22 protein-coding genes are annotated in these 24,170 nt (G+C 58.9%); 6 read left to right on the forward strand and 16 right to left on the reverse strand.

The window, feature by feature from the left end; translation table 11 throughout:
- Nucleotides 1–45 precede the first annotated feature (45 nt).
- Complete coding sequence (gene rlmD, locus KYE_RS17690) at nt 46–1,395, reverse strand: 23S rRNA (uracil(1939)-C(5))-methyltransferase RlmD (RefSeq protein ID WP_008176170.1); 1,350 nt, start codon at nt 1,393–1,395, stop codon at nt 46–48.
- 26 nt (nt 1,396–1,421) lie between these two features.
- Entirely contained in the window at nt 1,422–2,315 is an 894-nt protein-coding gene (gene cysM, locus KYE_RS17695) for a cysteine synthase CysM (RefSeq protein ID WP_008176171.1), read from the reverse strand.
- Nucleotides 2,316–2,540: 225 nt separating this feature from the next.
- On the opposite strand from cysM, the gene KYE_RS17700 reads away from it, so the two are divergent.
- Nucleotides 2,541–5,414, forward strand: a complete 2,874-nt coding sequence (locus tag KYE_RS17700; protein WP_008176174.1) for an ATP-binding protein — start codon at nt 2,541–2,543, stop codon at nt 5,412–5,414.
- A 12-nt stretch (nt 5,415–5,426) separates the two neighbouring features.
- On the opposite strand, the gene pdxJ is transcribed toward KYE_RS17700, so the two are convergent.
- The 13 genes from pdxJ to rpoE all read right to left on the reverse strand — a co-directional run bounded on the left by pdxJ (nt 5,427) and on the right by rpoE (nt 18,800).
- Entirely contained in the window at nt 5,427–6,167 is a 741-nt protein-coding gene (gene pdxJ / locus KYE_RS17705) for a pyridoxine 5'-phosphate synthase (protein ID WP_008176176.1), read from the reverse strand.
- A complete protein-coding gene (gene recO, locus KYE_RS17710; protein ID WP_008176179.1) occupies nt 6,157–6,885 on the reverse strand; it encodes a DNA repair protein RecO in 729 nt (242 codons plus the stop codon). Before recO ends, pdxJ begins: the two co-directional genes overlap by 11 nt.
- Before the next feature lie 7 nt (nt 6,886–6,892).
- Complete coding sequence (era, locus tag KYE_RS17715) at nt 6,893–7,810, reverse strand: GTPase Era (RefSeq protein ID WP_008176182.1); 918 nt, start codon at nt 7,808–7,810, stop codon at nt 6,893–6,895.
- On the reverse strand, nt 7,810–8,499 hold the full coding sequence (gene rnc / locus KYE_RS17720) for a ribonuclease III (RefSeq protein ID WP_008176185.1): 690 nt from the start codon (nt 8,497–8,499) through the stop codon (nt 7,810–7,812). The genes era and rnc overlap by 1 nt, the downstream gene beginning before the upstream one ends.
- Nucleotides 8,496–8,885: a DUF4845 domain-containing protein gene (locus KYE_RS17725; RefSeq protein ID WP_008176189.1), complete on the reverse strand. Its 390-nt coding sequence runs from the start codon at nt 8,883–8,885 to the stop codon at nt 8,496–8,498. Before KYE_RS17725 ends, rnc begins: the two co-directional genes overlap by 4 nt.
- Before the next feature lie 26 nt (nt 8,886–8,911).
- Complete coding sequence (gene lepB, locus KYE_RS17730) at nt 8,912–9,718, reverse strand: signal peptidase I (RefSeq protein WP_008176192.1); 807 nt, start codon at nt 9,716–9,718, stop codon at nt 8,912–8,914.
- A gap of 12 nt (nt 9,719–9,730) precedes the next feature.
- Entirely contained in the window at nt 9,731–11,533 is a 1,803-nt protein-coding gene (gene lepA / locus KYE_RS17735) for a translation elongation factor 4 (RefSeq protein ID WP_008176193.1), read from the reverse strand.
- A gap of 104 nt (nt 11,534–11,637) precedes the next feature.
- Nucleotides 11,638–14,364: an EAL domain-containing protein gene (locus KYE_RS17740; RefSeq protein ID WP_039882144.1), complete on the reverse strand. Its 2,727-nt coding sequence runs from the start codon at nt 14,362–14,364 to the stop codon at nt 11,638–11,640.
- A 126-nt stretch (nt 14,365–14,490) separates the two neighbouring features.
- The gene (locus KYE_RS17745) at nt 14,491–15,915 is read right to left on the reverse strand and encodes a DegQ family serine endoprotease (protein ID WP_008176199.1); all 1,425 of its coding nucleotides are present in this window, start codon (nt 15,913–15,915) and stop codon (nt 14,491–14,493) included.
- 134 nt (nt 15,916–16,049) lie between these two features.
- Nucleotides 16,050–16,499, reverse strand: coding sequence for a SoxR reducing system RseC family protein (locus KYE_RS17750; RefSeq protein WP_008176201.1), 450 nt, complete (start codon nt 16,497–16,499; stop codon nt 16,050–16,052).
- Nucleotides 16,496–17,470, reverse strand: a complete 975-nt coding sequence (locus KYE_RS17755; protein WP_008176202.1) for a MucB/RseB C-terminal domain-containing protein — start codon at nt 17,468–17,470, stop codon at nt 16,496–16,498. Before KYE_RS17755 ends, KYE_RS17750 begins: the two co-directional genes overlap by 4 nt.
- A 67-nt stretch (nt 17,471–17,537) precedes the next feature.
- Entirely contained in the window at nt 17,538–18,098 is a 561-nt protein-coding gene (locus KYE_RS17760; RefSeq protein WP_008176205.1) for a sigma-E factor negative regulatory protein, read from the reverse strand.
- A gap of 15 nt (nt 18,099–18,113) precedes the next feature.
- Complete coding sequence (gene rpoE / locus KYE_RS17765) at nt 18,114–18,800, reverse strand: RNA polymerase sigma factor RpoE (protein WP_008176207.1); 687 nt, start codon at nt 18,798–18,800, stop codon at nt 18,114–18,116.
- 134 nt (nt 18,801–18,934) lie between these two features.
- Here rpoE and nadB point away from each other — a divergent pair, with 134 nt between their 5' ends.
- From nadB to KYE_RS17790, 5 genes are all read left to right on the forward strand, one after another.
- Nucleotides 18,935–20,539 carry an L-aspartate oxidase gene (gene nadB, locus KYE_RS17770; protein ID WP_008176209.1) on the forward strand — a complete coding sequence of 535 codons (1,605 nt, stop codon included), beginning with the start codon at nt 18,935–18,937 and terminating at the stop codon, nt 20,537–20,539.
- 39 nt (nt 20,540–20,578) lie between these two features.
- Nucleotides 20,579–20,851 (forward strand): succinate dehydrogenase assembly factor 2, encoded by a 273-nt coding sequence (locus tag KYE_RS17775; protein WP_014576278.1) that lies wholly within the window; start codon nt 20,579–20,581, stop codon nt 20,849–20,851.
- Nucleotides 20,835–21,299 (forward strand): hypothetical protein, encoded by a 465-nt coding sequence (locus tag KYE_RS17780; RefSeq protein WP_008176215.1) that lies wholly within the window; start codon nt 20,835–20,837, stop codon nt 21,297–21,299. The genes KYE_RS17775 and KYE_RS17780 overlap by 17 nt, the downstream gene beginning before the upstream one ends.
- A 21-nt stretch (nt 21,300–21,320) precedes the next feature.
- Nucleotides 21,321–22,316 (forward strand): YgfZ/GcvT domain-containing protein, encoded by a 996-nt coding sequence (locus KYE_RS17785; RefSeq protein WP_008176217.1) that lies wholly within the window; start codon nt 21,321–21,323, stop codon nt 22,314–22,316.
- Between the two features lie 125 nt (nt 22,317–22,441).
- Complete coding sequence (locus tag KYE_RS17790; RefSeq protein WP_008176220.1) at nt 22,442–23,275, forward strand: HDOD domain-containing protein; 834 nt, start codon at nt 22,442–22,444, stop codon at nt 23,273–23,275.
- A 158-nt stretch (nt 23,276–23,433) separates the two neighbouring features.
- Here KYE_RS17790 and ung read toward each other — a convergent pair whose 3' ends face one another.
- Nucleotides 23,434–24,168, reverse strand: a complete 735-nt coding sequence (gene ung / locus KYE_RS17795; RefSeq protein WP_008176222.1) for a uracil-DNA glycosylase — start codon at nt 24,166–24,168, stop codon at nt 23,434–23,436.
- Between the last annotated feature and the right edge of the window lie 2 nt (nt 24,169–24,170).

The raw sequence follows: 24,170 nt of genomic DNA on the forward strand, positions 1-24,170 counted from the left end.
ATTCCTGATGGTTGCCGCAGCCATCCCTGACTGCCCACCGCATCTTCAGTCGGAATCCCGTTCGAACAACGCGATGGATTCCACGTGAGTGGTGTGGGGAAACATGTCCATCACACCTGCGCGCACCAGTCGATAGCCGTTGCGCGCCATTACGCCTGCGTCGCGCGCCAGGGTGGCCGGGTTGCAGGAGACATAGACTATCTTTTGTGCCCCGAAGGCCGTGAGGTACTTGCAGATCTCCTCGGCACCGGAACGGGGCGGATCAATCAGAATCTTGTCGAACCCTTCTTTGGCCCAGCTCTGGCCCGTGAAGTCACCGTGCAAGTCGGCACCGTGAAAAGCGACATTGTCGAGACCGTTTAGTTCCGCGTTTTCCCGGCCCCGTACGACCATGGTCTCGTCGCCTTCCACGCCAACAACCTGCCCGCCTCGCGTGGCCAGCGGCAGAGTGAAATTCCCCAGACCGCAGAACAGATCCAGGACTCGCTCGCCAGGCTGGACATCCAGCCATTCCACGGCCCTGTGTACCATTGCGCGATTAATGCCTGCATTGACCTGGGTAAAGTCCATGGGATGAAATTTCATGGTCAGGTCGAATTCTTCCAGCCTGTAGCTCAGTCGCTCATCATCCCGGCCAGAGGACTCGGGCCAGATCCGATGAACGGTATCGGGCCCTTTTGGCTGCAGGTAGATATGCAAATCGTGAGCCTGGCCGAAGGCAATGAGCTTCTCCCGGTCACCAGTGGACAGGTCATCCATATTGCGGAACACCATTACCGCCACATCATCGCCACAGGCAACTTCCACCTGGGCGATTCGGCTGTAGGCGTCCAGATCGTGCAGCATATTTCGAAGGGGCAGTATGCGGTCGCCAATGCGGGGATCCAGCACCACACAACGGTCGATGTCGGTCAGGAAACTGTTGCGTTTCTCCCGAAACCCCACCAGGACAGACTCCCGGGCCTTGACGTAACGAACCCCGAGGCGCGCCTTGCGGCGATAGCCGAGGCTCTCTTCCGAGCGCAGTGGCTCAATCCACTCCTCGGGTTCGATGCCCCCGAAATGGGCAAAATGCTCCCGCAGGGTATTCTCCTTGAACGCGATCTGCGCATCGCCACTCATATGCTGCAGGCTACAGCCGCCACACAGGTCGGCAAACTCGCAGGGTGGCGTCTGACGATCCGGCGCGGCTTCCAGAACCTCTTCGGTGCGCAGTTCGTCGAACTTGCTTCGACTGGACACCACTTTCGCCATCACGGTTTCGCCCGGAAGGGCGCCATCGACAAACTGGGTCTTGCCATCCTGACGGGCGATACCCCGGCCGTCATGGCTCAGGGTCTCAATCTCACAGCGCACGGGCTCTTTTGGAAGAACCTTCCTGCGTCGTCTGCTCATACTCGGGTCTCTTGGTGGAATCGTGTTCAGGCGCCGGGAAATACACCGGTGGATAGATAGCGGTCGCCGCGGTCACAGATAATGGCCACGATGATGGCGTTTTCAACCTGCTGCGAGAGCTTGAGCGCGGCCGCGATCGAACCGCCGGAGGAGACGCCACAGAAAATGCCTTCCTCGGAAGCCAGGGCCCGCATGGTGTTTTCGGCCTCTTCCTGGCCAACATCCAACACCTCGTCCACCCGTGCGGCATCGTAGATTTTCGGCAGGTAGGCTTCGGGCCATCGACGTATCCCGGGTATGGACGCACCTTCTTTGGGCTGAAGCCCGATAATGCGAATATCCGGGTTGCGCTCCTTGAGGTAACGGGACACGCCCATGATGGTGCCAGTAGTGCCCATGGAGCTGACAAAATGGGTGACACGCCCCCCGGTCTGCTCCCAGATCTCGGGACCGGTCGTGCGGTAGTGCGCCAGAGGGTTGTCCTGGTTGCTGAACTGATCCAGCACCCTGCCCTTGCCCTCCGCCTGCATCTTGAGGGCCAGGTCACGGGCAGTTTCCATCCCCTCTTCCCTGGTGACCGTGACAATCTCCGCACCATAGGCGCGCATGGATGCCCGACGCTCCTCACTCATGTTCGCGGGCATGATCAGCACCATCCGGTACCCCTTGATGGCAGCCGCCATGGCCAGGGCAATGCCGGTGTTGCCACTGGTCGCCTCGATCAGGGTATCGCCCGGCTTGATGTCGCCCCGACGCTCCGCTTCCTGGATCATGCTGATGGCCGGGCGATCCTTCACCGAGCCGGCGGGGTTATTCCCTTCCAGCTTGGCCAGAATCACGTTACTCGTCTCACCGGGGAGACGCTGCAGGCGAACCAGAGGGGTGTGCCCGACATAATCTTCAATGGTGGGAAAATGCATATGATAACCCTGTGGTACACTTTTGGCTTCGCATGATACGCGTTATCGCCCCGGTCTCCCAATACAGCTTCTCGCTATATCCATGACCGGCGGCTATATCCGACACGGGATTTTCCGGTACCGTCGGGACTGATACCACAGTTATCCCGTTCCGGATCAGCTATTCTTAACACGGACGTTTTCCGCTCTGCGGCGCGGACAAAAGCAATAATTCAGGAACACGGTATGCGACGTTGGGGCATTCGCAAGAAAGTTTTAGTGGTGACGCTGGTTCCCACCCTGCTGACCACCCTGATGCTGGGGCTGTTCTTCACCTACAGCTGGGTCAACAATATCGAAAGTCTGCTGAAGGACCGGGGCGAGTCACTCTCCCGTCAGCTCGCGGCCGGTTCCGAGTACGGCCTTTTCACTGCCAACCGAAGCCTGCTCAGCAGCCTCTCCAATGCCCTCCTGGAAGAGCAGGACGTGCGCTCCATCACCTTCTTTGGCAGTGACGGCTCCCGCCTGCTCCACACCGGGCCCGGAAGCTCGGAGACCGTGCAGTCCGACGAACTCACCGCCGAGCACGCCACCCGGATATCCCGAAAAAACAGCACCCGGTTTATCACCCCCGTGTTTCTGCAGGATCTGATGATCGAGAGCATGCTCGACCCGGATGCCCGCCAGTCCATGTCGAATCTGCGGGAGCCTCTGGGCTGGGTGGTTGTGGAAATGTCCCATATCCGCACCGAAAAAGAGACGTACAAGGCCCTGCTTATTTCCCTGCTGCTCATTCTCGGGGGCGTCATTCTCAGCATGGCCATTGCCCTGCGACTGAGCCGTGCGTTCACCAACCCGGTATTCGAACTGAACGAGGCCGTTGCCAAACTCAAGGAAGGCAAGCTGGATACCCGGGTCTACACTGGCGCCGGGCCGGAGTTCGAACAGCTGGAATCCGGCCTCAATGCCATGGCCGAGGAGCTCAGCAAGGCCCAGGCTGAAATGCAGCAGAACATTGATCAGGCCACCGAAGATCTGCGGGAAACGCTGGAGACCATCGAAATCCAGAACATCGAGCTCGATTTCGCTCGAAAAGAAGCACTCGAGGCCAGTCGGATCAAATCCGAGTTCCTGGCCAACATGTCCCACGAGATCCGCACACCGCTGAACGGCATCATAGGTTTCACCGAACTGCTTCTAAAGAGTCCCCTGCCACGCCAGCAACGGGACCACCTGAGCACCATCAGGAAATCGTCGGAGATCCTGCTCACGATCATCAACGACATCCTCGATTTCTCGAAGATTGAGGCCGGCAAGCTGATCCTCGACCGGGTACCGTTCCAGTTACGCGATATCGTCGAGGAAGTCATGGTCATGCTGGCGCCGGCCGCCCATGCCAAGAACCTGGATCTGGTGCCACTGGTCTACAACGATGTGCCGGACAACATCATGGGTGACCCCTTGCGGGTCAAACAGGTGATCACCAACCTGGTCAACAACGCCATCAAGTTTACCCAGACCGGCGAGGTAGTCCTGCGGGCGAGCCTGGAAGAGGAAGATACCGATTCCAACCGGGTTACGCTGCGCCTGAGCATCACGGATTCCGGCGTGGGTCTCTCCCGGGCCCAGCAGCAATCCCTGTTCAACGCCTTCAGTCAGGCTGATGCCTCCACCGCCCGTCAATACGGTGGTACCGGCCTCGGGCTGGCCATCTCGAAGCGTCTGGTTGAGGAGATGGGGGGCAAGATCGGGCTCGAGAGCGAACTTGGCAAGGGCTCGACCTTCTGGTTCACCCTCACCTCGGAGCTTGCCACCAGCGGTGAGGCCATTGCCCCCCGGGATGCCCTGCGTGGTGAACGGGTCATCTATCTGGAACAACAGAAAACCACCGGCCTGGCCGTGGAACACCTGTTGCGGGACTGGGGCATGGTGGTCGACCGGGTGGCCTCCCCCGGTGCACTGCAGGAACACATTGAGGAAGCCCAGAAAAGCCAGGCCGGTTACGCCGTGGCCATTGTCGGCATTACCCGGCACCTGCTCAATTCCAGCCAGTACTGCAGCCTTGTCCGTACCCTTGAGATCGAACGGGATTGCCGGACACTGTTGCTGACCCCCACCCTGGAAACCCACGACACGCCACTATCGGGGCTTGCCAGCGGCCACCTCACCAAACCGGTGTGCCGCGATTCCCTCTACGACGAGCTTCTGCTGCTGGTGCACGGCATCAATTCCAGCGGGCGGGTGCCCGAATACGAGATTTCCGCCAACCGAGTGACCACCGCCAATGTTCCCCGGGTACTGGCAGTGGATGACAACGACGCCAACCTGAAGCTGGTAATGACCCTGCTGGAAGACTGCCAACTGGACGCCGAGGGCGCTTCCAGCGGATTTGAAGCCCTGAGCAAGGCCAGACAGAAACCCTTCGACCTGGTCTTCATGGATCTGCAGATGCCCGGCATGGACGGTGTGGAAACCACGGCCAGGCTGAGGGAGATGGATACCGGCAATCACCGGACCCCGATCATTGCCCTGACCGCCCATGCCCTGTCGGACGAGCAGGAACGGCTGACCAAGCAGGGTTTCGATGGCTACATGCCCAAACCCATCAGCAGTGGCCAGCTCAACGACATCATTCATGAGTACACCGGCTACGTGTGCCCGAAGAGCGGCAGCGACGGTCGGCTTCCCGTGCCGGAAGTTCGCGACACCCGTCGGGCCCTGCGGCCATCAACGCGCAAAATGCAGCAGGACTGCGTCAGCGTCGAGGAAAGCATTCAGCTGGCCGCCGGCAAAGCTGACCTGGCGGAAGAACTGTTCAGCATGCTGCTGGAACAGGTCCACGTGGATCGGGAGCGGATCCCGGAACTCTGGACCAACGACAATATGGAAGAGCTGCTGGAGTGCGTTCACAAACTCCATGGCGCCACCCGCTACTGCGGCGTACCGGAACTGAGGGCCGCAGCTAACCATCTGGAAACGGCGATCAAATGCTCTGCCCCGGATCTGGAGCACCAGAAAGACCAGCTGCTCTCGGCCATGGAGCGCCTGCAGATCTGGAGCGACCAGACCGACTGGCAACAGCTGTTCCGCGAACGCCACGAGGCCGCCGAAACGACCTGACGCTACCTCGAATCAGGCCCGGCTGCGGGCCTGATCAATAATGGCCTTCATATCCCGGACCGCTTCTTTCAGACCGGTGAAAACCGCACGGGCGATAATGGCATGGCCAATATTCAGTTCGTTGATGCCATGGATCGCCGCTACCCGCTCGGTGTTGTGATAATGCAGGCCGTGGCCGGCATTGACGATAAGCCCTTTCTTGCGGGCATAGGCCACCGCATCGGCAATGGTTTTGAACGCGGCATTTTCAGCCTCTGGCGTTTCGGCCTCGGCATACTCTCCGGTGTGAAGTTCGACTACCGGCGCGCCGCAACGCACTGCGGCATCAATCTGGGCCGGGTCCGGATCAATAAACAATGACACTTCGGCGCCAATTCGGGCGAGGCGCTCACAGGCCTTGGCCACCCGGGATTCCTGACCTTCCACATCCAGACCGCCCTCGGTGGTCAATTCCTCACGCTTCTCCGGCACCAGGCAGACACATTCCGGCCGCACCTGTTCGGCAAACGCCAGCATCGCATCGGTTACCGCCATTTCCAGATTCATCTTGGTCTGGAGCACCTCTTTGAGCAGCAGCACATCCCGATCCTGAATATGACGCCGGTCTTCCCTGGGATGGATTGTGATGCCGTCTGCCCCGACTTCCTCGGCCATCAGTGCTGCCTGAACCGGATCCGGATACCGGGTCCCCCTCGCCTGACGGAGGGTGGCAACGTGATCAATATTGACGCCAAGCAGTACTCTAGGATTCATGGGATTCTCCCCGAAGGTGAGTGAAAAGGCTGCGACTGTTCAGGGGGCGCCCCTGCAGAAGATAATCGATCAGCACCCGCATGACCCGCTTCGCCAGCCGCCGACAGCGGTCCGATTGCAGATCATCCCGGGCCAGATCCAGTAATACTTCCCCGGGCAGATGCCGCAGGCGCACACCGGCCGACAGCCCGGAAACAATGCCCTGCTCCGGATCATAACAATACTCCCGGTCAGGCTCGACGGATTGCCCTGTATCGGTGGCAAGATCCCAGGCAAAGTCGTAACCCAGGGCGGCAGCAAAAGCGAGTTCGAACCGCCGCAGCACCGGCTCCACGTCTGTGGTGTCGGACAGCTGCCCGATGGCATCTATGTAGGCTGCAAAGAGGGTCGGATGGGGATCGGCGGCGGGCAGAACCCGCTGCAACAGTTCATTCAGGTAGAGGCCACTATAGAGCGACACTGTCCGGGTGATTGTCGGGCCGGTTCGCACATCGACCTGGGTCAGGGTTTTCAGGTCGCCCCGACCGGCCCAGTCCACCACAAGCGGCTGGAAGGGCTGTAGCTGGGCTTTCAGCGGACTTTTGGCACTGTTGGCGCCCCGGGCAATGACGGTCATCCGGCCATGGTTCAGGGCAAAGAGATCCACCATCAGGCTGGTTTCCCGCCAGGGCCGGCGGTGAAGGACATAAGCGGGCTCCTGCAGCTCAGGCCCCTTCATAGCCGCCTCAGAGGTCGTTCATGCCCAGGCTCTTCAGGGCCCGGTCGCTGTCTGCCCAACCGCGCTTAACCTTGACCCAGAGGCGCAGCATGATCTTGCTGTCGAACATGCGTTCCATATCCGTGCGCGCCTCCTGACCAATCCGGCGCATCCGCTCGCCCTTTTCGCCGATGATGATCTTCTTCTGGCCTTCACGCTCGACCAGGATCAGGGCGGATATGTGCAGGGTCTTGCCCTCGCGCTTGAACTCCTCGATCTCCACCGCCACCGAATATGGCAGCTCTGCTCCAAGCTGTCGGGTGATCTTTTCTCGGACAATCTCGGAGGCCAGGAATCGCTCACTGCGATCGGTGATCTGGTCGTCCGGATAGAAATGAATACTCTCCGGCAGGAAACGCCCCACGGCCTCTTCCAGAGGTTCCAGATTGGTCTCTTTCAGGGCCGAAAGCGGAATGATCTCGGCAAACTCGCGCTTTTTCGAGAGCATATCCAGATGCGGCAGCAGGCTTTCCCGTTTTTCGATCTTGTCGACCTTGTTCACCGCCAGGATCACAGGGCATTTCAGGCGACTGAGTTTCTCCAGCACCATCTCATCCGCGGTCGTCCAGGCCAGCTGATCCACCACAAACACCACCACATCGACATCAATGAGCGCCGACGTGGCCGCCTTGTTCATGTAGCGGTTAATGGCACGGGGCTCCTCCTCGTGCATGCCAGGTGTGTCCACATAGATCGCTTGCACCGGCCCTACGGTCTTGATACCCAGCACCTGATGACGGGTGGTCTGCGGCTTGCGGGAAGTGATGCTCAGCTTCTGCCCGAGGATATGGTTCAGCAGTGTAGACTTGCCCACGTTCGGACGGCCAACGATGGCCACAAAACCGCAGCGACTGTCCGGGTTTTCCGGACGGGTGATATCGTTCATTACTGGTTCTCCACGCCCAACTCTTTCAGGGCGTTACGGGCTGCCTGCTGCTCGGCCACCCGGCGGCTACTGCCAGTCCCGGTGGTCTTTCGGTCCAGCGACGGCAGCGCACAGGATACATGGAATGTCTGGTTGTGGGCCTCGCCGTCCACGGAAATGACGTCATAGCGTGGCAGCGGAAACTGACGCGACTGGAGATATTCCTGCAAACGGGTCTTGGGGTCTTTCTGGGTGTCCTGCAGGTCGAGCTTTTCCAGACGGTGCTCGAACCAGCGCAATACCTGTTCCCGGCAGGTATGGAAATCACTGTCGAGGTAGATGGCGCCGATGATGGACTCCACAGCGTCAGCCAGGATGGATTCCCGACGGAACCCGCCGCTTTTCAGTTCTCCCGAGCCCAGTCGAAGGTATGTGCCGAGCTGAAACTCGCGACCAATCTCAGCCAGCGTCACGCCCTTTACCATCCGGGCCCGCAGACGACTCAGCTGACCTTCACGGGCTTTTTCGAAGTGCAGAAACAGATACTCGGCAATAACCATGTTCACAATGGAATCGCCGAGGAATTCGAGGCGCTCGTTATTCTGGTTCCCGTAGCTCCGGTGGGTAAGTGCCAGCAAAAGCCGCTCCGGCGATTTGAACTGATAGCCGATGCGCCGCTGTAACTGATCCAGATCCGGTTGTGAACTCACTTGCCCTTCATCTCATATTTGTGCTTGAAGTGAACCACCGTATCCACGTTACTGAACAGGTTGTTACGCACTTCGTAATCAACATTGATGACGACCAGATCGCCGTCTTTATCGACAGAAATATTCTTGGCATCGAAACCCCGGACATTGTTCACACTGAGCCGTTTGTTAATCAGTGTGCGGACCTGGGCCGGCCCCATCTGAGAGAGCCCTTCTGTGCCATCAAGGCTTTCCAGCGCCTCCTGAATGGTGATGTCATCCAGGTAGGCAGGGCCCAGTTTGATCACCAGCGTCAGCAGGCCACCAAAGAACAGCACCATAACCATCATGGTCAATGCCGAGGCACCCCGCTGACGGCCCATGCCGGAAAGATTGTTTTTCTTCATTATGACTGCGCTCCAGATAGTCCGAGTTACTCGATTCCGCCTACACGATCAAAGGATGGCAGACTGGTAAGGGATTTCCAGTGCATCCAGATAGCAAAGGCCTTGCCCACCACCAGCTCATCCGGGACCGTGCCCCAGTAGCGGCTGTCATTACTGTTGTCGCGATTGTCACCCATGACAAAATAATGGCCTTCGGGCACCAGCCACTCGCCCTCACCACTGCCACCGGGCCGACCCATGGTCAGGAAAATGTCGTGCTCGACTTCACCCAGATCTTCACGGCGCAGCTCCATCGGCGGCAGTCTCGCGATAAATCGCGTTTCGACCTTCTCACCATTGATGAACAACTGCTTGTCACGATAACGGATATGATCGCCCGGCAGACCGATTACCCGCTTGATGTAGTTGGTCTGGCCGTCCTCCGGGTAGCGGAACACCATAATATCGCCTCGCTGGGGGTCGCCAACGGGGATCACTTTGGTCCCGGCAACAGGCAGCCTTAATCCGTAGGCGTATTTGTTCACCAGAATAAAGTCGCCCACCTCCAGGGTGGGCAGCATGGAGCCCGACGGGATCTGGAACGGCTCCACCAGGAAGGAGCGCAGCACCAGGACAATCGCCAACACTGGGAAAAACGATCGGCTGAGGTCGACCAGGTAGGGTTCTTTCGGTTCCTCAGATTCCGCGGAGGAGCTATCGCCTACGTCTCCGGCAGCACCACTGGCACGGTAGGCAGCGAGACGACGCTCACGAAGAAACAGCTTGTCCGCCAGCCAGATCAGACCCGTTGCGAAGGTCAGTACCACCAGTACCAGGGGAAAATCGATATCCATCCAGGAGGCCTTTTATTTATCCACTTTCAGTACGGCAAGAAACGCTTCCTGAGGCACCTCGACATTACCCAGCTGCTTCATACGCTTTTTACCTTCTTTCTGCTTCTGCAGCAGTTTCTTCTTCCGGCTGACGTCACCACCGTAACACTTGGCGGTTACGTTCTTGCGCAGCGCCTTGACCGTGACCCGCGACACCACCTGGTTACCGATGGCGGCCTGAATGGCAATATCGAACATCTGGCGCGGAATCAGTTCTTTCATCTTTTCGATCAGCTGGCGACCTTTGTGATGGGCCTGTTCCTTGTGCACGATAATAGCCAGGGCATCGACACGTTCGCCGTTGATCAGTACGTCCAGCCGCACCAGGTTGGCGCTCTGGAATCGGGTAAAATGATAATCCAGAGACGCAAAGCCGCGACTGGCCGACTTGATCCGGTCGAAGAAGTCCATCACTACCTCGGCCATGGGCAGCTCATAGGTGAGCTGAACCTGGGTCGTCATGAAGTGCATGTTCTTCTGGACGCCGCGCTTTTCCTCACACAAGGCTATTACGTTACCGATGTGCTCCTGGGGCACCAGGATATTCGCTTCCACAATCGGCTCACGCATTTCCTCAATGGAACCAATATCCGGAAGCCGGGACGGATTGTCTACCGACAGGGTCTCACCCTGTTTGGTAACCACCTCATAGATCACCGTTGGCGCCGTGGTGATCAGGTCGATGTCGTATTCACGCTCCAGCCGCTCCTGGATGATTTCCATGTGCAGCATGCCCAGGAAACCACAGCGGAAACCGAAGCCAAGGGCATCGGAATTCTCCGGCTCGAAAAACAGCGAGGCATCGTTGAGGGTCAGTTTTTCCAGGGCATCCCGGAAATCGTTGTAGTCGTCGGCGCTGACCGGGAACAACCCGGCGTAGACCTGGGGTTTGACTTTCTTGAACCCGGGCAGCATTGGCGTCTGCTCGGCGAACTTCTGGTGAACAATGGTATCACCTACCGGCGCCCCGTGAATGTCCTTGATTCCGGCCACCACGAAGCCGACATCGCCGGACTCCAGCAGGTCGGTGTCTTTCGGTTTGGGATTAAAAATACCAACCTTGTCGGCATTCCAGGCCTTCCCGGTAGACTTGATGACGATCTTGTCGCCCTTTTTCAGGGTGCCCTCGGTCACCCTCACGAGCGACACGACGCCCAGATAATTGTCGAACCAGGAATCGATGATCAGAGCCTGCAGGGGCGCGCTTCGGTCGCCCTTGGGTGGCGGGATCTTCTTGATCAGATCTTCCAGAACATCTTCCACGCCCAGACCACTCTTGGCGCTACAGCGAACCGCATCAGACGCTTCAATGCCAATGATATCCTCGATTTCTGCCGCTACACGCTCCGGTTCGGCCTGCGGGAGATCCATCTTGTTCAAAACCGGCACAACTTCGAGACCCTGCTCAATGGCGGTGTAGCAGTTAGCCACTGACTGGGCTTCAACACCCTGCCCGGCGTCCACCACCAGCAGGGCCCCCTCGCAGGCATAGAGCGAGCGGGAAACCTCGTAGGAAAAGTCCACGTGGCCCGGGGTATCGATAAAGTTCAGTTTGTATTCCTGCCCGTCACGGGCGGTGTAATTCAGCGTGACACTCTGGGCCTTGATGGTAATCCCTCGCTCACGCTCGAGATCCATGGAGTCCAGGACCTGCTCGGCCATTTCACGGTCCGTCAGGCCGCCGCAAACCTGGATAAAACGGTCTGCCAGCGTGGATTTACCATGGTCAATGTGGGCGATGATGGAAAAGTTACGGATTCGGCTCAGTTCAGTCACAGACGATGAATACTCAGTTAAGACGAAGGATTGAGCCCGGAAGGGCCGCTACCGGGATCCGGGAACGGCGTGATTTTACCGGTTACCGGCCGCCATTGCCATGATCAGGAAATCAGCGGCCGTTCGTATTGCCGGATAAGGAAACCGATGAGCGCATCCTCGTCCAGCGGATAGCTGAACAGGTTGCCCTGACACTGGGCGCAGCCGTGAGTTTTCAGGAAGCTCAGCTGCTGTGGGGTTTCCACACCCTCCGCAACCACCGTAAGGTGGAGCTTGCGGGCCAGGGCAATCACTGCGGAGGCCACATCCGTGGCACTGACATTGTAGGGAATGTCGCGAATGAACCGGTGGTCGATCTTGATAACATCCAGCGGCAGCTGCTGCAAAGCAACCAGTGAACAGGAGCCGGTGCCGAAATCATCCAGTATCAGACAGACCCCGAGATCATGGAGTGACACCAGCAACTCCCTGAGCATTCGCGGATCTTCATTGAGCAGCTCCGCCGGCATCTCCAGCTCCAGCCGCTCCGGCGAGACGCCCGTCTCGGTGATGACCTGTCGGATCATGCCGAGGAAGCCCGAATCGGTCAGTTGTCGAACAGACAGATTCACCGCCATTTTCAGGGATTCAAAGCCGGCCCGTTCCAGGGCCTGAGCCTGAATACAGGCCTGTCTCAAAGCCCATTCACCCAGGCGAACAATCAGGCCGGTTTCCTCGGCAAGACCGATGAACTGCTGTGCCGACACCAGCCCCTTCTCCGGATGATGCCAGCGCAGGAATGCCTCAACCCCAATCACCCGCTCACTGGCCAGATCAATCTTCGGCTGGTAATGCAGAACGAAGCGATCGCCATCCAGCGCCGTGGCCAACTCCTCCTGTTGCAGAAGCCGCCTTGCCGCCTTGATGTTCATGGCCGGGGTGAAGAACTGGAACGTATTCCGACCCAGCTCCTTGGCACGATACATCGCCAGATCAGCGTACTTCATCAGGGTTCCGGCGTCCTCACTGTCGTGGGGAATCATGGTGATGCCGATACTGACCGTGATGCCGACTTCGTGATCGTTCAGCCGGATTCGCTGGCAAAGACTGCGCAGAATGGTCTCTGCGACCTTGCCGGCAGCATCGGAGTCACTGATCCGGGACAGCAATACCACAAACTCATCGCCGCCGAGCCTGGCAACCGAGTCCTCCTCACGGACACAACCCACCAGCCACTGCGCCACCTGGCACAGCAGTTCATCGCCGGAATCGTGCCCCAGGGTGTCGTTGATACGTTTGAAGCCGTCGAGATCCAGGAACATGAGGGCAGCCGGCTCACCGCTCCGGCGACTGCGGCTGACCACGTGATTCAAACGGTCCCGGAACAGTTGCCGGTTCGCCAGGCCGGTAAGCGGATCATAGAATGCCAGCCTGTGCAGCTCGGACTGGGCGGCCTTGAGCTGGGTCAGATCCCGCAGGCTAAGCACAACGCCATTGACGCCTGGCACCGACAACATGGCCGTAAAGGTGCCCTCCATATCCCGCCACTGCCCCTTGGCATCACGGATACGGACCCGGATGACCGGCATCTGTTTGCCCGGCGACTGAACGGAATCGTCAAAGCCTCGCTGCAGCTGGGGCCAGTCGTCACCATGAACGAGCTCCTCAAAGTTCAGGGCCTGAACCTGATCCGGCTCGAAGCCAAGGATATCCAGGCTGGACGGGCTCGCGTACAGGGGTTGCCCGGCACGGTCCATCACCAGGGTGACATTGGCTGCGCCTTCGGTAATCGCCCGATAGCGGCCGGCACTGATCTGCGCCATCAGCCGTGAACGGATCAAGGCAAGCACGAAGAGGAACAACAGGGCACTGATCACCAGGCCACTGCCGAGGACGATCGGAGGCCGCGGATCTGAGGCCAGGAAATCAAAGGCGGGCGTGGAGCGCGTCTGCAACAGCCAGTCTCGACCACCATGGCTGATGGTCTGACTCATCTGGAAACTGAATTCGTTGTCCAGGGACCCCAGATTGGAGCCATACATGAGGTTCTGCCGTTCCACGACTCCGGCATCGTAGATCCGGACATCAAGAAACGGCGAGATCAGGCCAACGATGCCGTCGATAAGATTGTTCATCCGGAAGGCACTGAACACATAGCCCGCCAACATCATGCGACGCTCAGCCCGGATCTCGGGCACTTCTCCACCCTGGTAGACGGGGTAATACATCAGAAAACTGGCCTGGTCTTCGCCAAGCTCTTCCTGAACCAGCACCACCTTGGCAGTCACCGTGGGGATCGCATCATCCCGGGCCTGCTCCATGGCCTGGCGATGAATGGGATCGCTGAAGGCATCGTAGCCGAGGGCCCGTCGGTTCCGTTCCGTGCCAGGCTCCAGGTAGACCATGGGGTAGTAGTAGGGACCGCTACCCAGCGGGTTCACCAGGTAATTATGCACCCCTTCCGCGCGGACAGAGGCAATATGGTCGGCCATCTGGCGTACACCGATACGGCGAACATAGCCAATACCCTGAATGCCCGGGTAGTAGCGGTTGATATCAACCTTGTCCACGTATTCGCGCCATTGATCACGGGAAACGTCTCCGGCCACCGCAAACAGACCGGCACTGCCGGCCAGCACCTGCTCGTAATTCAGCAAGCGCTCTTCGATGGCGGATTTAAGCTGGAGCGATTGGGTGCGAAAACGGGCTTCCGTGCGGTCTTCCACCAGCCGGATGGACACCTGCCAAAGCAATAGGGTGACGGCAACGGCTACCGCGAAGACCAGCCAGGCGACCCAGGCATTGCGGAATTCCAGTAGCTTACGGAGAGAGAGTTCCTGTCTGTTCATCATGGGGCTGGTCCGTTCCATGGCCGCTCATTTTTATTGATCCGCCGAGTATAACAAAAGCCCCCGCAAGTGTCGTTTCCAACACCTGCGGGGGCTCCATGTCAGGTAATCCGGATCAGCAGAAGGGTATCAGGGCTTCATCACCAGATACAGCGCCCGGCCCTGGCGCACCACCCGGACCGATACCGCCTTGCCCTCGGGCAGCGACTGAACAGCCTCGCGGAATTCCTGCACCGATGTCACCTTCTGGCGATTCATTTCCGTGATCACATCGCCCGCACGGATGCCCGCTTCGGAAGCCGCACCCCGCGCAACATTATTGACCACAACGCCGCCTTCAATACCCATGGAGTCGGCCATGTCCGTAGGCAGCGGTTCGACCATCATGCCCAGGGGCGCAGAGCCGGGACCATCACTGTCACTGGCCGATGCGGAAGCCTGCTGGCTTCCCTCCTCCGGAAGGCGACCGATTTCAACCTGAAGCTCGATTTCCTCGCCACCGCGAAGCACTCTCAGCTCGGCAGTTTCACCAACCGGCGTGCGGCCAACCATGGGCGGCAAGTCAGAGGAAAGCTGCACCTCGTCGCCGTCATAGCTGAGGACGATATCCCCTGCCTGCAGGCCGGCTGCCTGCGCCGGCGAACCGGACATCACTTCGGCAATCAGTGCACCGCGGGGCCGCTTGAGACCAAAGGATTCGGCCAGATCACGGTTCACTTCCTGAATCAGCACCCCGAGCCAGCCACGGGAGACAGAGCCGTTGTCGCGCAACTGACGGAAGACGTTCATCGCATCGTCAATCGGAATGGCAAAGGAGACCCCCATGAAACCGCCAGAGCGAGTGTAGATCTGGGAGTTGATACCGACCACTTCGCCCTCCAGGTTAAACAGAGGGCCGCCGGAGTTGCCCGGGTTGATCGCCACGTCTGTCTGAATGAAGGGCACGTAGTTTTCCGATGGCAGGGAGCGACCCAGGGCGCTGACGATTCCGGCCGTTACCGTGTAATCGAATCCAAACGGGGAGCCAATCGCAAACACCCACTCACCGACTTTCAGATCCCGGGACCGACCTACCTGAACGACAGGCAGATCATCGCCGTTTTCAATTTTCAGCACGGCCATATCGGAACGAGGGTCTGTTCCAACCAGCGTCGCGGGCAGCTCGCGCCGGTCATTCAGCCGCACGATGATCTCATCAGCTCCCTCGACCACGTGATTATTGGTCAAGACATAACCGTCCGAGGAGACAATGAACCCGGAGCCCATGGAGCGGCGTGGCTGGGAGTTGCCAGGCCCACCTCCAAACGGAGACTGGGGGCCGCGGAAGAAATCCTGGAAAAACTCGGGAAGCTGTTCGAGCTGACGCTCATCAAACGGCATCCCGGGAGCGCCGGAATTGCGGCGCGTGGGCTCGGTGGTTGTACTGATGTTCACCACCGCACCGGCGTTATCTTCAACCAGCTCGGTAAAATCAGGCAGGCTGCGGGCTGAACTCGCCTGACTCCAGCCCGCCAACACCATGGCAGACAGCAAAATCAGCAAAGCGGCCGGCATCCTTCCGGGTATGAAATTACGTGACGACTGGGCAACTGCTGTTGCACTCGACATGTTGTACCCCCTGTTGTGCTTACACCTAGGCGTAGTTTTGGGTTCGGCCCACCGATTTTCAACTTACAAAACCGTAGGGTTTACAGACAGTTTTCAGAGGCTATCCGGCTTACCCGGACCAGGCGGGGCTCATACTCCTTGCCGCCCGCGTCTTGCAGTTTGCGTCCTGCGAAAAAACCCAGAGCCAGGCCAGCGACAGCGGCCAGCATCGCAGCGCCGTCGCTACCACCGGACATCTGGTGCCCGAGGATACTTGCGACAACCATCAGGATCAGTGGGACGGCATAGACCAGAATGGAAGCACCCAGCAACGCCTGCTCATCAATTCCGATGGTTACTTCATCTCCCACCCTGGCATTGACCGAGTTGGTCACCAGAATCTGGTTGGCGCGCCCGCCCGAGGCAGCCGCCAGGACTTTCTGACCACAACCATTGCGGGCAGCACAACTCTGACAGGCGCTGGTTCGGATCGTCTGGACCCAGACCTTGTCGCCCTTGAGCGCGACCACTTTTCCAGTTTCAGTAATCACGGCTTACCCGCACCCAGGGCCACCGAGTCTTCAATACGCACCGATTCGGCAACCTGGCGCGCAGTCTGCGGAGGCAGCTCACCCACGACGGTAACCAGAAAAGCGCTATCCCCTTCCGTCACCTGATGCATATAAACGGTGGTGGCGCCAATCAGGGAGGCGCCCGTCGGCATGCTAACCGGGCCAGCCGGCTCAACGAAGACCGAAAAAGCGGCCAGGCCATCGGAGAAGGCAACGGCCTGGCCCTTGCCGGAGCGGGGCGCCGCCGCAGGGACAAACCCTTCCGGGCGCCAGCCAAGCTGCCACCCATCCATACGCTGGACCACCGATGCCGTAACAGCGGGCTCATCCAGCGTTCTGGAAATTTCCCGGCCCTCGGTGCGGATCTCGAATTCGCTATCGGGAATGTCCTCGCCGATGTGCAGGCTGGTGAACTGAAACTGCTCGAGCACTTCCCCCTCGGCATTACGAACGTGACTCTTGACCAGAAGACCGGTGGATTTCTCCAGCCAAAGCCGATGACTGTAGCGGTAGGAATCCTTGGCGCTTAGCGCCACTGAAACCACGTCATACCCTGCAACCCGGTCCTCACCTTTCATTTCCGCCCGATACCAGTGGCTGACCGGCATCAGCTGACTGGTGAACGCTTCGGCGAACGGGCCTGAAGGAATCACCTGGTCAAGCTTGACGCGGCCTGTCTCAGGGAGCACGCAGACCACATTCATGCCTTTGCGAACAATTTCTCCACTGCCGCCGTCCTGCAGAACCAGCCGCTCCTCTACAATGCCATCATTGTAACGATGGGCAATCTGCATTGAGTGTACGCTCTCGCCCCGGGCGTATACGAACACACCGCGGTAGGACGTCATGTTCAGGGCCGGACCCAGCCTTTCAAGCCAGGCGGATGCCTCGTCTTCGTCCGCGGCAGCCGGCAGCGACCCAGCAAGCGCGAGCAAAAAACCCACGAGCATGGACAACGCACGGCTTGGGACAACATTAATTAAGACTCGAGGCATGATTAAACTCTCGCTCCGGGGTTCAGTAGCCGGCACCATTGGCACTGACCAGACGGGCATAGCCGACGGCGCCCCGCCCGGCGCCAACACTGTTGTGCTGTGCGTGTTCCAGCAGGTAGCGACTCATATACTCCCACTGTTCCTCATCAAGACCCTGCAGGGCAATTTCCCTGACCGGCTGGTCCTGCACAGGCGTTTCTGGTGCAGCTGCGGTCACCGGCTGAACCGGCCCGGTCGCGGATGAATCCCAACCGGCACCCGCACCGAACCCGACCAGCAGCGCCATGGCAACCATGGCGGCAGCCGGCCAGTGCCAGCGGCCGGACCTGGTGGCCTGTACGGCAGCTTCAGGCCTGACCGCGGTGGTGCCCCGCCCGTCAAGCCGTTCACGGACGCCCACACTGACGTCCATACCGTGGGCCGGCGAGTGGCCGTCATGCATAAGGTCGCGAACATCCTGCCAACGCTGCCACTGCGCCCGAACCTCGTCCTGGCGATCGTGGGAAAGCAGGCGACGTACCGAAAGTTCGTCAGCTTCGTCGTCCATCATGGCGGACAGTGTTTCTCTGAGACGATCATCCATGGGATGCAACCTCAATTACGTCACCGAGTGATTGAGTAAAGGCCCGAGATGCCGATCAACCGCATCCCGGGCCCTGAATATTCTTGAACGGACAGTACCGATCGGGCACTCGAGGATACCCGCGATATCCTCATAGCTCAGCCCATCGTATTCCCTGAGCAGAAAGGCAGAGCGCAACTCCTCAGGAAGCTGGGCGATCGCCTTGTTCAATTCTTTCTGGAGCTGTTCCCGTTGCAGGAGCCGTTCAGGCGAAGCGGTGTCACGCAGCCGTGAACCGTCATCGAAATTCTCCGCTTCCGCCGAGTCGGCACTGCCCTGCGGCCGCCGGCCGCGGGATTCCAGGTAATTCTTCGCGGTATTGACGGCAATCCGGTACAGCCATGTATAGAAGGCGCTGTCCCCGCGGAAGCGCTCGATCGCCCTGAACGCCTTTACGAAGGTCTCCTGGGTCAGATCCATGACTTCCTGACTGTCGTAGACGTACCGACTGATAATTGATGCGACTCTGGATTGGTACTTGACCACCAGAAGATCGAAGGCGGCGCGATCACCATTACGAACCTTGCGCACCAGCTGCAGATCCGTCTGGCTGTCCGGGTGATCGCCCTGTTGTTTCTCTGTATCAGGAGTCATGGACTGGTTGCCGGGGTTCCCTGATTTGATGGCCAGCTGTCCGGCCTGTACCAAGTTTCGCTGCGTCATTGATGCTATCCGGCGTCCGTTCATGAAACGGGCTAGACCACCGGTCAGGCGGCTCACCCTGTCAGGCCAAATAGACAGCAAGCGTAAAGTTTAGTTCAATACACGTCCACATTATGGCCTGCGATAACGACCCGATGCCACAGTCCTTCGAATACGATGTTCTCATTATCGGCAGTGGTGCTGCCGGCCTCACCGTCGCGCTCAATCTGCCGGAGCACCTGAAGGTCTGCGTGGTGAGCAAGGCCCAGATCAGCAGCGGCGCCACGCTCTGGGCACAAGGCGGTATCGCCGCAGTTCTGGATGATCAGGATTCCACCGAAAACCACATCTCCGACACCCTCAATGCTGGCGCAGGCCTGTGCCATGAGGACGCCGTGCGGTTCACGGTCGAACATGGCAGGGAAAGCATCAACTGGCTGATCGATTCCGGTGTCGATTTTACGCGGGATCAGGACGCCCACTACCACCTGACCCGTGAGGGCGGCCACAGTCATCGGCGCATCATTCATGCAGCCGATGCCACGGGGCATGCGGTCTCAACCACCCTCACCTCCCAGGCAGAGGCACGACCTAACATAGAACTCATGTCTGGTAGGGTGGCTGTGGATCTGATCACCAATCGCAAACTGTCCCTGCCGGGAAACCGATGCGTCGGTGCCTACATCCTGAACCTTGAAGACAACCATGTAGAGCTGTTCCGGGCACGATTCACAGTGATTGCCACCGGCGGCGCCTCCAAGGCCTACCGCTACACAACCAATCCGGACGGCGCTTCCGGAGACGGGATTGCGATGGCCTGGCGGGCCGGCTGCAGGGTGGCAAACATGGAGTTCAACCAGTTTCACCCTACATGCCTTTATCACCCCCACGCCAAATCCTTCCTGATCACGGAAGCCGTGAGGGGCGAGGGCGGCCTGCTGAAACTGCCGGATGGTTCCCGGTTTATGGATCGCTTTGACGAGCGTGGCGAGTTGGCGCCCCGTGATATCGTTGCCCGGGCCATTGACCACGAAATGAAACGACTGGGTGCTGATCATCTCTACCTGGACATCAGCCACAAACCCGCCGACTTTATAAAGCACCACTTCCCCACCATCTACGAGAAGTGTCTGGGCTTCGGTATCGATATTACCCGGGAGCCCATTCCCGTGGTTCCAGCCGCTCACTACACCTGTGGCGGAATCATGAGCGATGAACGTGCCCGAACCGATGTTAACCAGCTCTACGTGGTCGGCGAGGCTGCCTTCACCGGGCTCCATGGGGCCAACCGAATGGCCAGCAACTCCCTGCTGGAATGCCTGGTTTATGGCCGTGCGGCTGCGGCGGATATTGCCCGCCGGGAAGCCGACATTCCACCACCGCCAGAGGCACCAGACTGGGATGAAAGCCAGGTGCGGGACTCTGACGAAGACGTGGTAATCTCCCACAACTGGGACGAGCTTCGCCATTTCATGTGGGACTACGTCGGCATTGTGCGAACCACCAAGCGGCTGCAGCGGGCCAAGCACCGGGTGGATCTTTTGTCTGCGGAAATCGGCGAGTTCTACAGCAACTACCGTGTCACCAATGACCTGCTGGAACTTCGTAACCTGGTCACCGTGTCTGATCTCATCATATGTTCGGCACTGCAGCGCAGGGAAAGCCGAGGGCTGCACTACACTCTCGATTATCCGGGACTGATCAATGAGGTGCGTGATACCGTGCTGGTTCCCACCACCTACCGTACACTCGCGCCCTGAACGAACACCGTTTTTACACAGGATTCAATGGTAAACACTATGTCAGAGACACCTGCATCGTCTGAAAAAGCAGAATTCAACCGCCTCTGGTGGCATAGCCGTAGAGGCATGCTGGAGCTGGACAACCTTTTGATTCCCTTCATGGAAGAGGCCTTCCGCGATCTGGACGCTGAAGACCAGGCCCGCTACAAGAAACTGCTCACCTGCGAAGATAACGACATGTTTGAGTGGTTCATGCAACGCAGCCGCCCGGCCGATCCCGATCTTCAACGCATGGTCGACATCATTCTCAAACGTGTCCAGCCGGATTGAACTAACGCTCACGCCCTCGCTGCTGGTTGGCCTGCTTGCGGTGCTGCCATGGGTTTTGCTGCTGGCTTTCCTGTTGATGGCGCTACTGGCAGACAAATTCTGGCTTCTCGTTGCAATCCCCATTGCACTGTGGGGCGCCGCCCTGCAGTATCGGTCAAACGGGTTACTTATGGGCTGTGGTTCCGTGAGTGGTCTCCTGATCGAACACGATAAAATGTATGCCAGAATCGGAGACAAGCAGAGGGTAGAGGTTATTCCACTTGCCTCCAGCCGGATCTGGTCAGGCCTGGCACTCTTGAAACTTCGGCCTGCCGGCACCAGATTCCGGTCATACACTTCACTCCTGCTGGCACCAGTACCCGGAAGCCCGGGCAATGTTCCGGCGGAGGATTTCCGTCGTCTCAGGGTCTGGCTCAGACTGGGCCGCCCCCGGCGATCATCTCACTGATTCAATAACCTGGAGTACGCCATGACCGACACAGACGCTTCTGTATCTGCCGTTGCAGAGTATCCCCTGCCGGACAACGGTTGGGCGGATCTCGACAACCGCGTGGTTGTATGCGTCAGCGGCCCGGGCACCGACAAGTTTCTTCAGGGCCAGTTCAGCCAGAACCTCGATGAGGTAATCCCGGAGTATTCGCCGCGCGCGGCCGCAGCAACGCCCAAGGGTCGCGCCTACTGCCTCACACGTATGGTCCGTTCAGGCGACGATATCCTGATGGACTTTCCCGCCGAACTCGCTGACGACATCATCAGCCACTTGCGCAAATATCTGATGCTGTTTCGTGGAACCACTATGGAGGTGGTTCAGGAAACGAAGATTATAGGGATTCTGGGCGACGGCCTGGCAGAAACGCTCGCCGGAAAGCCACTGGATTCTCTGAAAGAGCCCGGGGACGCCTGCACACTCCCTGACGGCATCCTCGTGAAGACGCAATCGACAGCCGAGGGCACGCCCCGCTTCGAGTTCTGGCACACTGAAGAGGGCGAAGCAGCACTTCCCGCCAGCGCCCGTATGTCGGCGGCCGACTGGCAGGCCTCCGAAATCGCAGCGGGCGTCGCCTCCCTGACTACCGCCACACAAGAGTCCTTCGTGCCTCAGATGCTGAACTGGCAGCATGTGGGCGGCGTGCATTTCAAGAAAGGCTGCTACACGGGTCAGGAAGTGATTGCCCGCATGCACTTCCTTGGGCAATTGAAAAAGAGCCTTTTCCGCTTCCGTATTGAACAGTCAGAAGACTTGCCAACCCCCGGAACCGCATTATTTGCTGGCGAGCGGTCAGTCGGAGAAGTGGTCAATGCGATCAAATACCGCGACGGCAGCGTTGAATTACTTGCGGTGGTTCGCCACGATGCCGCTGAAAACGCCTTGCATCCGGAGGGCCTGTCACAGGTGACGCTGGAGCCAATGCCACTGCCCTACCCGGTGCCCGAAAGGGAAAAAAGCGCACAATCAGATACATAAGTTGACAGGCAAACGCGCCAGAATTTGCTATTTTGCTATGCAGCAGCTCACATATTTGATTGTTCGGACAGTGGCCCAGGCATTCTGGCCATTCTTCGAAATCTTTAAGCGGACCTTTACTGACCATGTCGAATATTGTTGAAACCATCAAAGCCGATCTCAACGCAGCCATCGAAAATGACAAGCTGGTGCTTCCCACCCTTCCGGAGGTAGCCCTTCAGGTCAGAGACATTGCGCAATCCGAGGATTCTTCAATAGCCGACTTGGTAAAGGTCATCAGCAATGACACGGCCCTGTCCGCACGCATCATCCGGGTGACCAACAGCCCGCTGTTCCGGGGCAGCCGAGCCATTGAGAACCTGAACATGGCGGTAAGTCGCCTCGGTATGGCCTACACCAGCAACCTGGCCATGGGCCTGGCCATGGAGCAGATGTTCCAGGCCACGTCCGACATGATCGACAAGCGCATGCGGGCCACCTGGCAGACCAGTACCGAAGTGGCCGGCGTCTGCCACGTTCTGGCGCAACACTACACCAAACTCAAGCCGGACCAGGCTACCCTTGCAGGCCTTGTGCATCTGATCGGCGTACTGCCCATCCTGCGCTATGTAGAAGACCAGGACATCCAGATCAGCAGCATCATGCTGGACAACGTGGTTGATGAACTGCATCCGAAGATCGGGGCGACAATCCTTAAGAAGTGGGATTTCCCGAAGGAGCTTCAGAACGTTCCCCTAGAATACGCCAACTTCAACCGTGAGGTGCCGGCGGCCGACTATGCGGATCTCGTGATGGTTGCCAACCTGCAGCTGGTTGCGGGTTCGGAGCATCCGTGGACGGAGATGGACTGGACGAAGATTTCGGCCTTTGATCGTCTGGGGTTGGATCCGAATATCGACATGAGCGAGGAAGAGGATCTGAACGCTCAGATGGAAGCGGCGATGGCGCTGCTTCAGTAATTTTTTGCCTCTGGGAGTTTGACCGCCCGTCTTCAGGATGGGGTCAGGCTCCCAAAACACGCTGTGAATACTTCCCTGTACGCTCGGCTCCGCCATCCATGGCTCCGCACGGTTTTGGGAGCCTGACCCCATCCCGAAGACTACTTGCGGACATGCCCTCAGCTCTTCTTGTATCTCTCGATCAGCTCAGCTTTGCTTGGCAACGCCCAGTTAACGGTGGGCTTTCCCTGCTGCTCCAGCCAGTCGTTGGCCTTTGAGAAGTGCTTGCAACCGAAGAAGCCACGGTAAGCACTCAGGGGTGACGGGTGTGGGCCGTCGAGGACCAGATGTTTGTTGCGGTCGATGTGCTGGCCTTTCTTTTTGGCGTAGCTGCCCCAGAGCAGGAATACCACGCCTTCCCGTTCGCGGTTGATGGTTTCGATGACCTTGTCGGTGAAGGTTTCCCAGCCTTTTCCCTGGTGGGCGCCGGCCTGGCCCTGAACGACGGTTAAAACGCTGTTGAGCAGCAGTACGCCCTGCTCGGCCCAGGGCTGCAGGCAGCCGTGGTCCGGGGGAGCGATACCCAGGTCGTCCTGTATTTCCTTGAAGATGTTCACCAGTGAGGGCGGGATGGCCACGTTCGGGCGCACGGAGAAGCACAGGCCGTGGGCCTGGCCTGGACCGTGGTAGGGGTCTTGGCCGAGAATGACCACTCTCACGTTATCCAGTGGCGTGCTGTTGAGGGCGTTGAAGCAGTGTTGGCTGGCGGGGAACAGGACTTTGCCGGCCTGTTCCTCGGCGGCGAGGAACTCCGCCAGGCCCTGCATGTAGGGCCGGCGGAATTCTTCCGCGAGATGCTCTTTCCAGCCCCGGTCGGGCCTGAGCTGGCTGGCCAGTACCTCAACCGGGCTCATGG

This window comes from Marinobacter manganoxydans MnI7-9 (genome assembly GCF_000235625.1).
Classification (GTDB): Bacteria; Pseudomonadota; Gammaproteobacteria; order Pseudomonadales; family Oleiphilaceae; genus Marinobacter; species Marinobacter manganoxydans.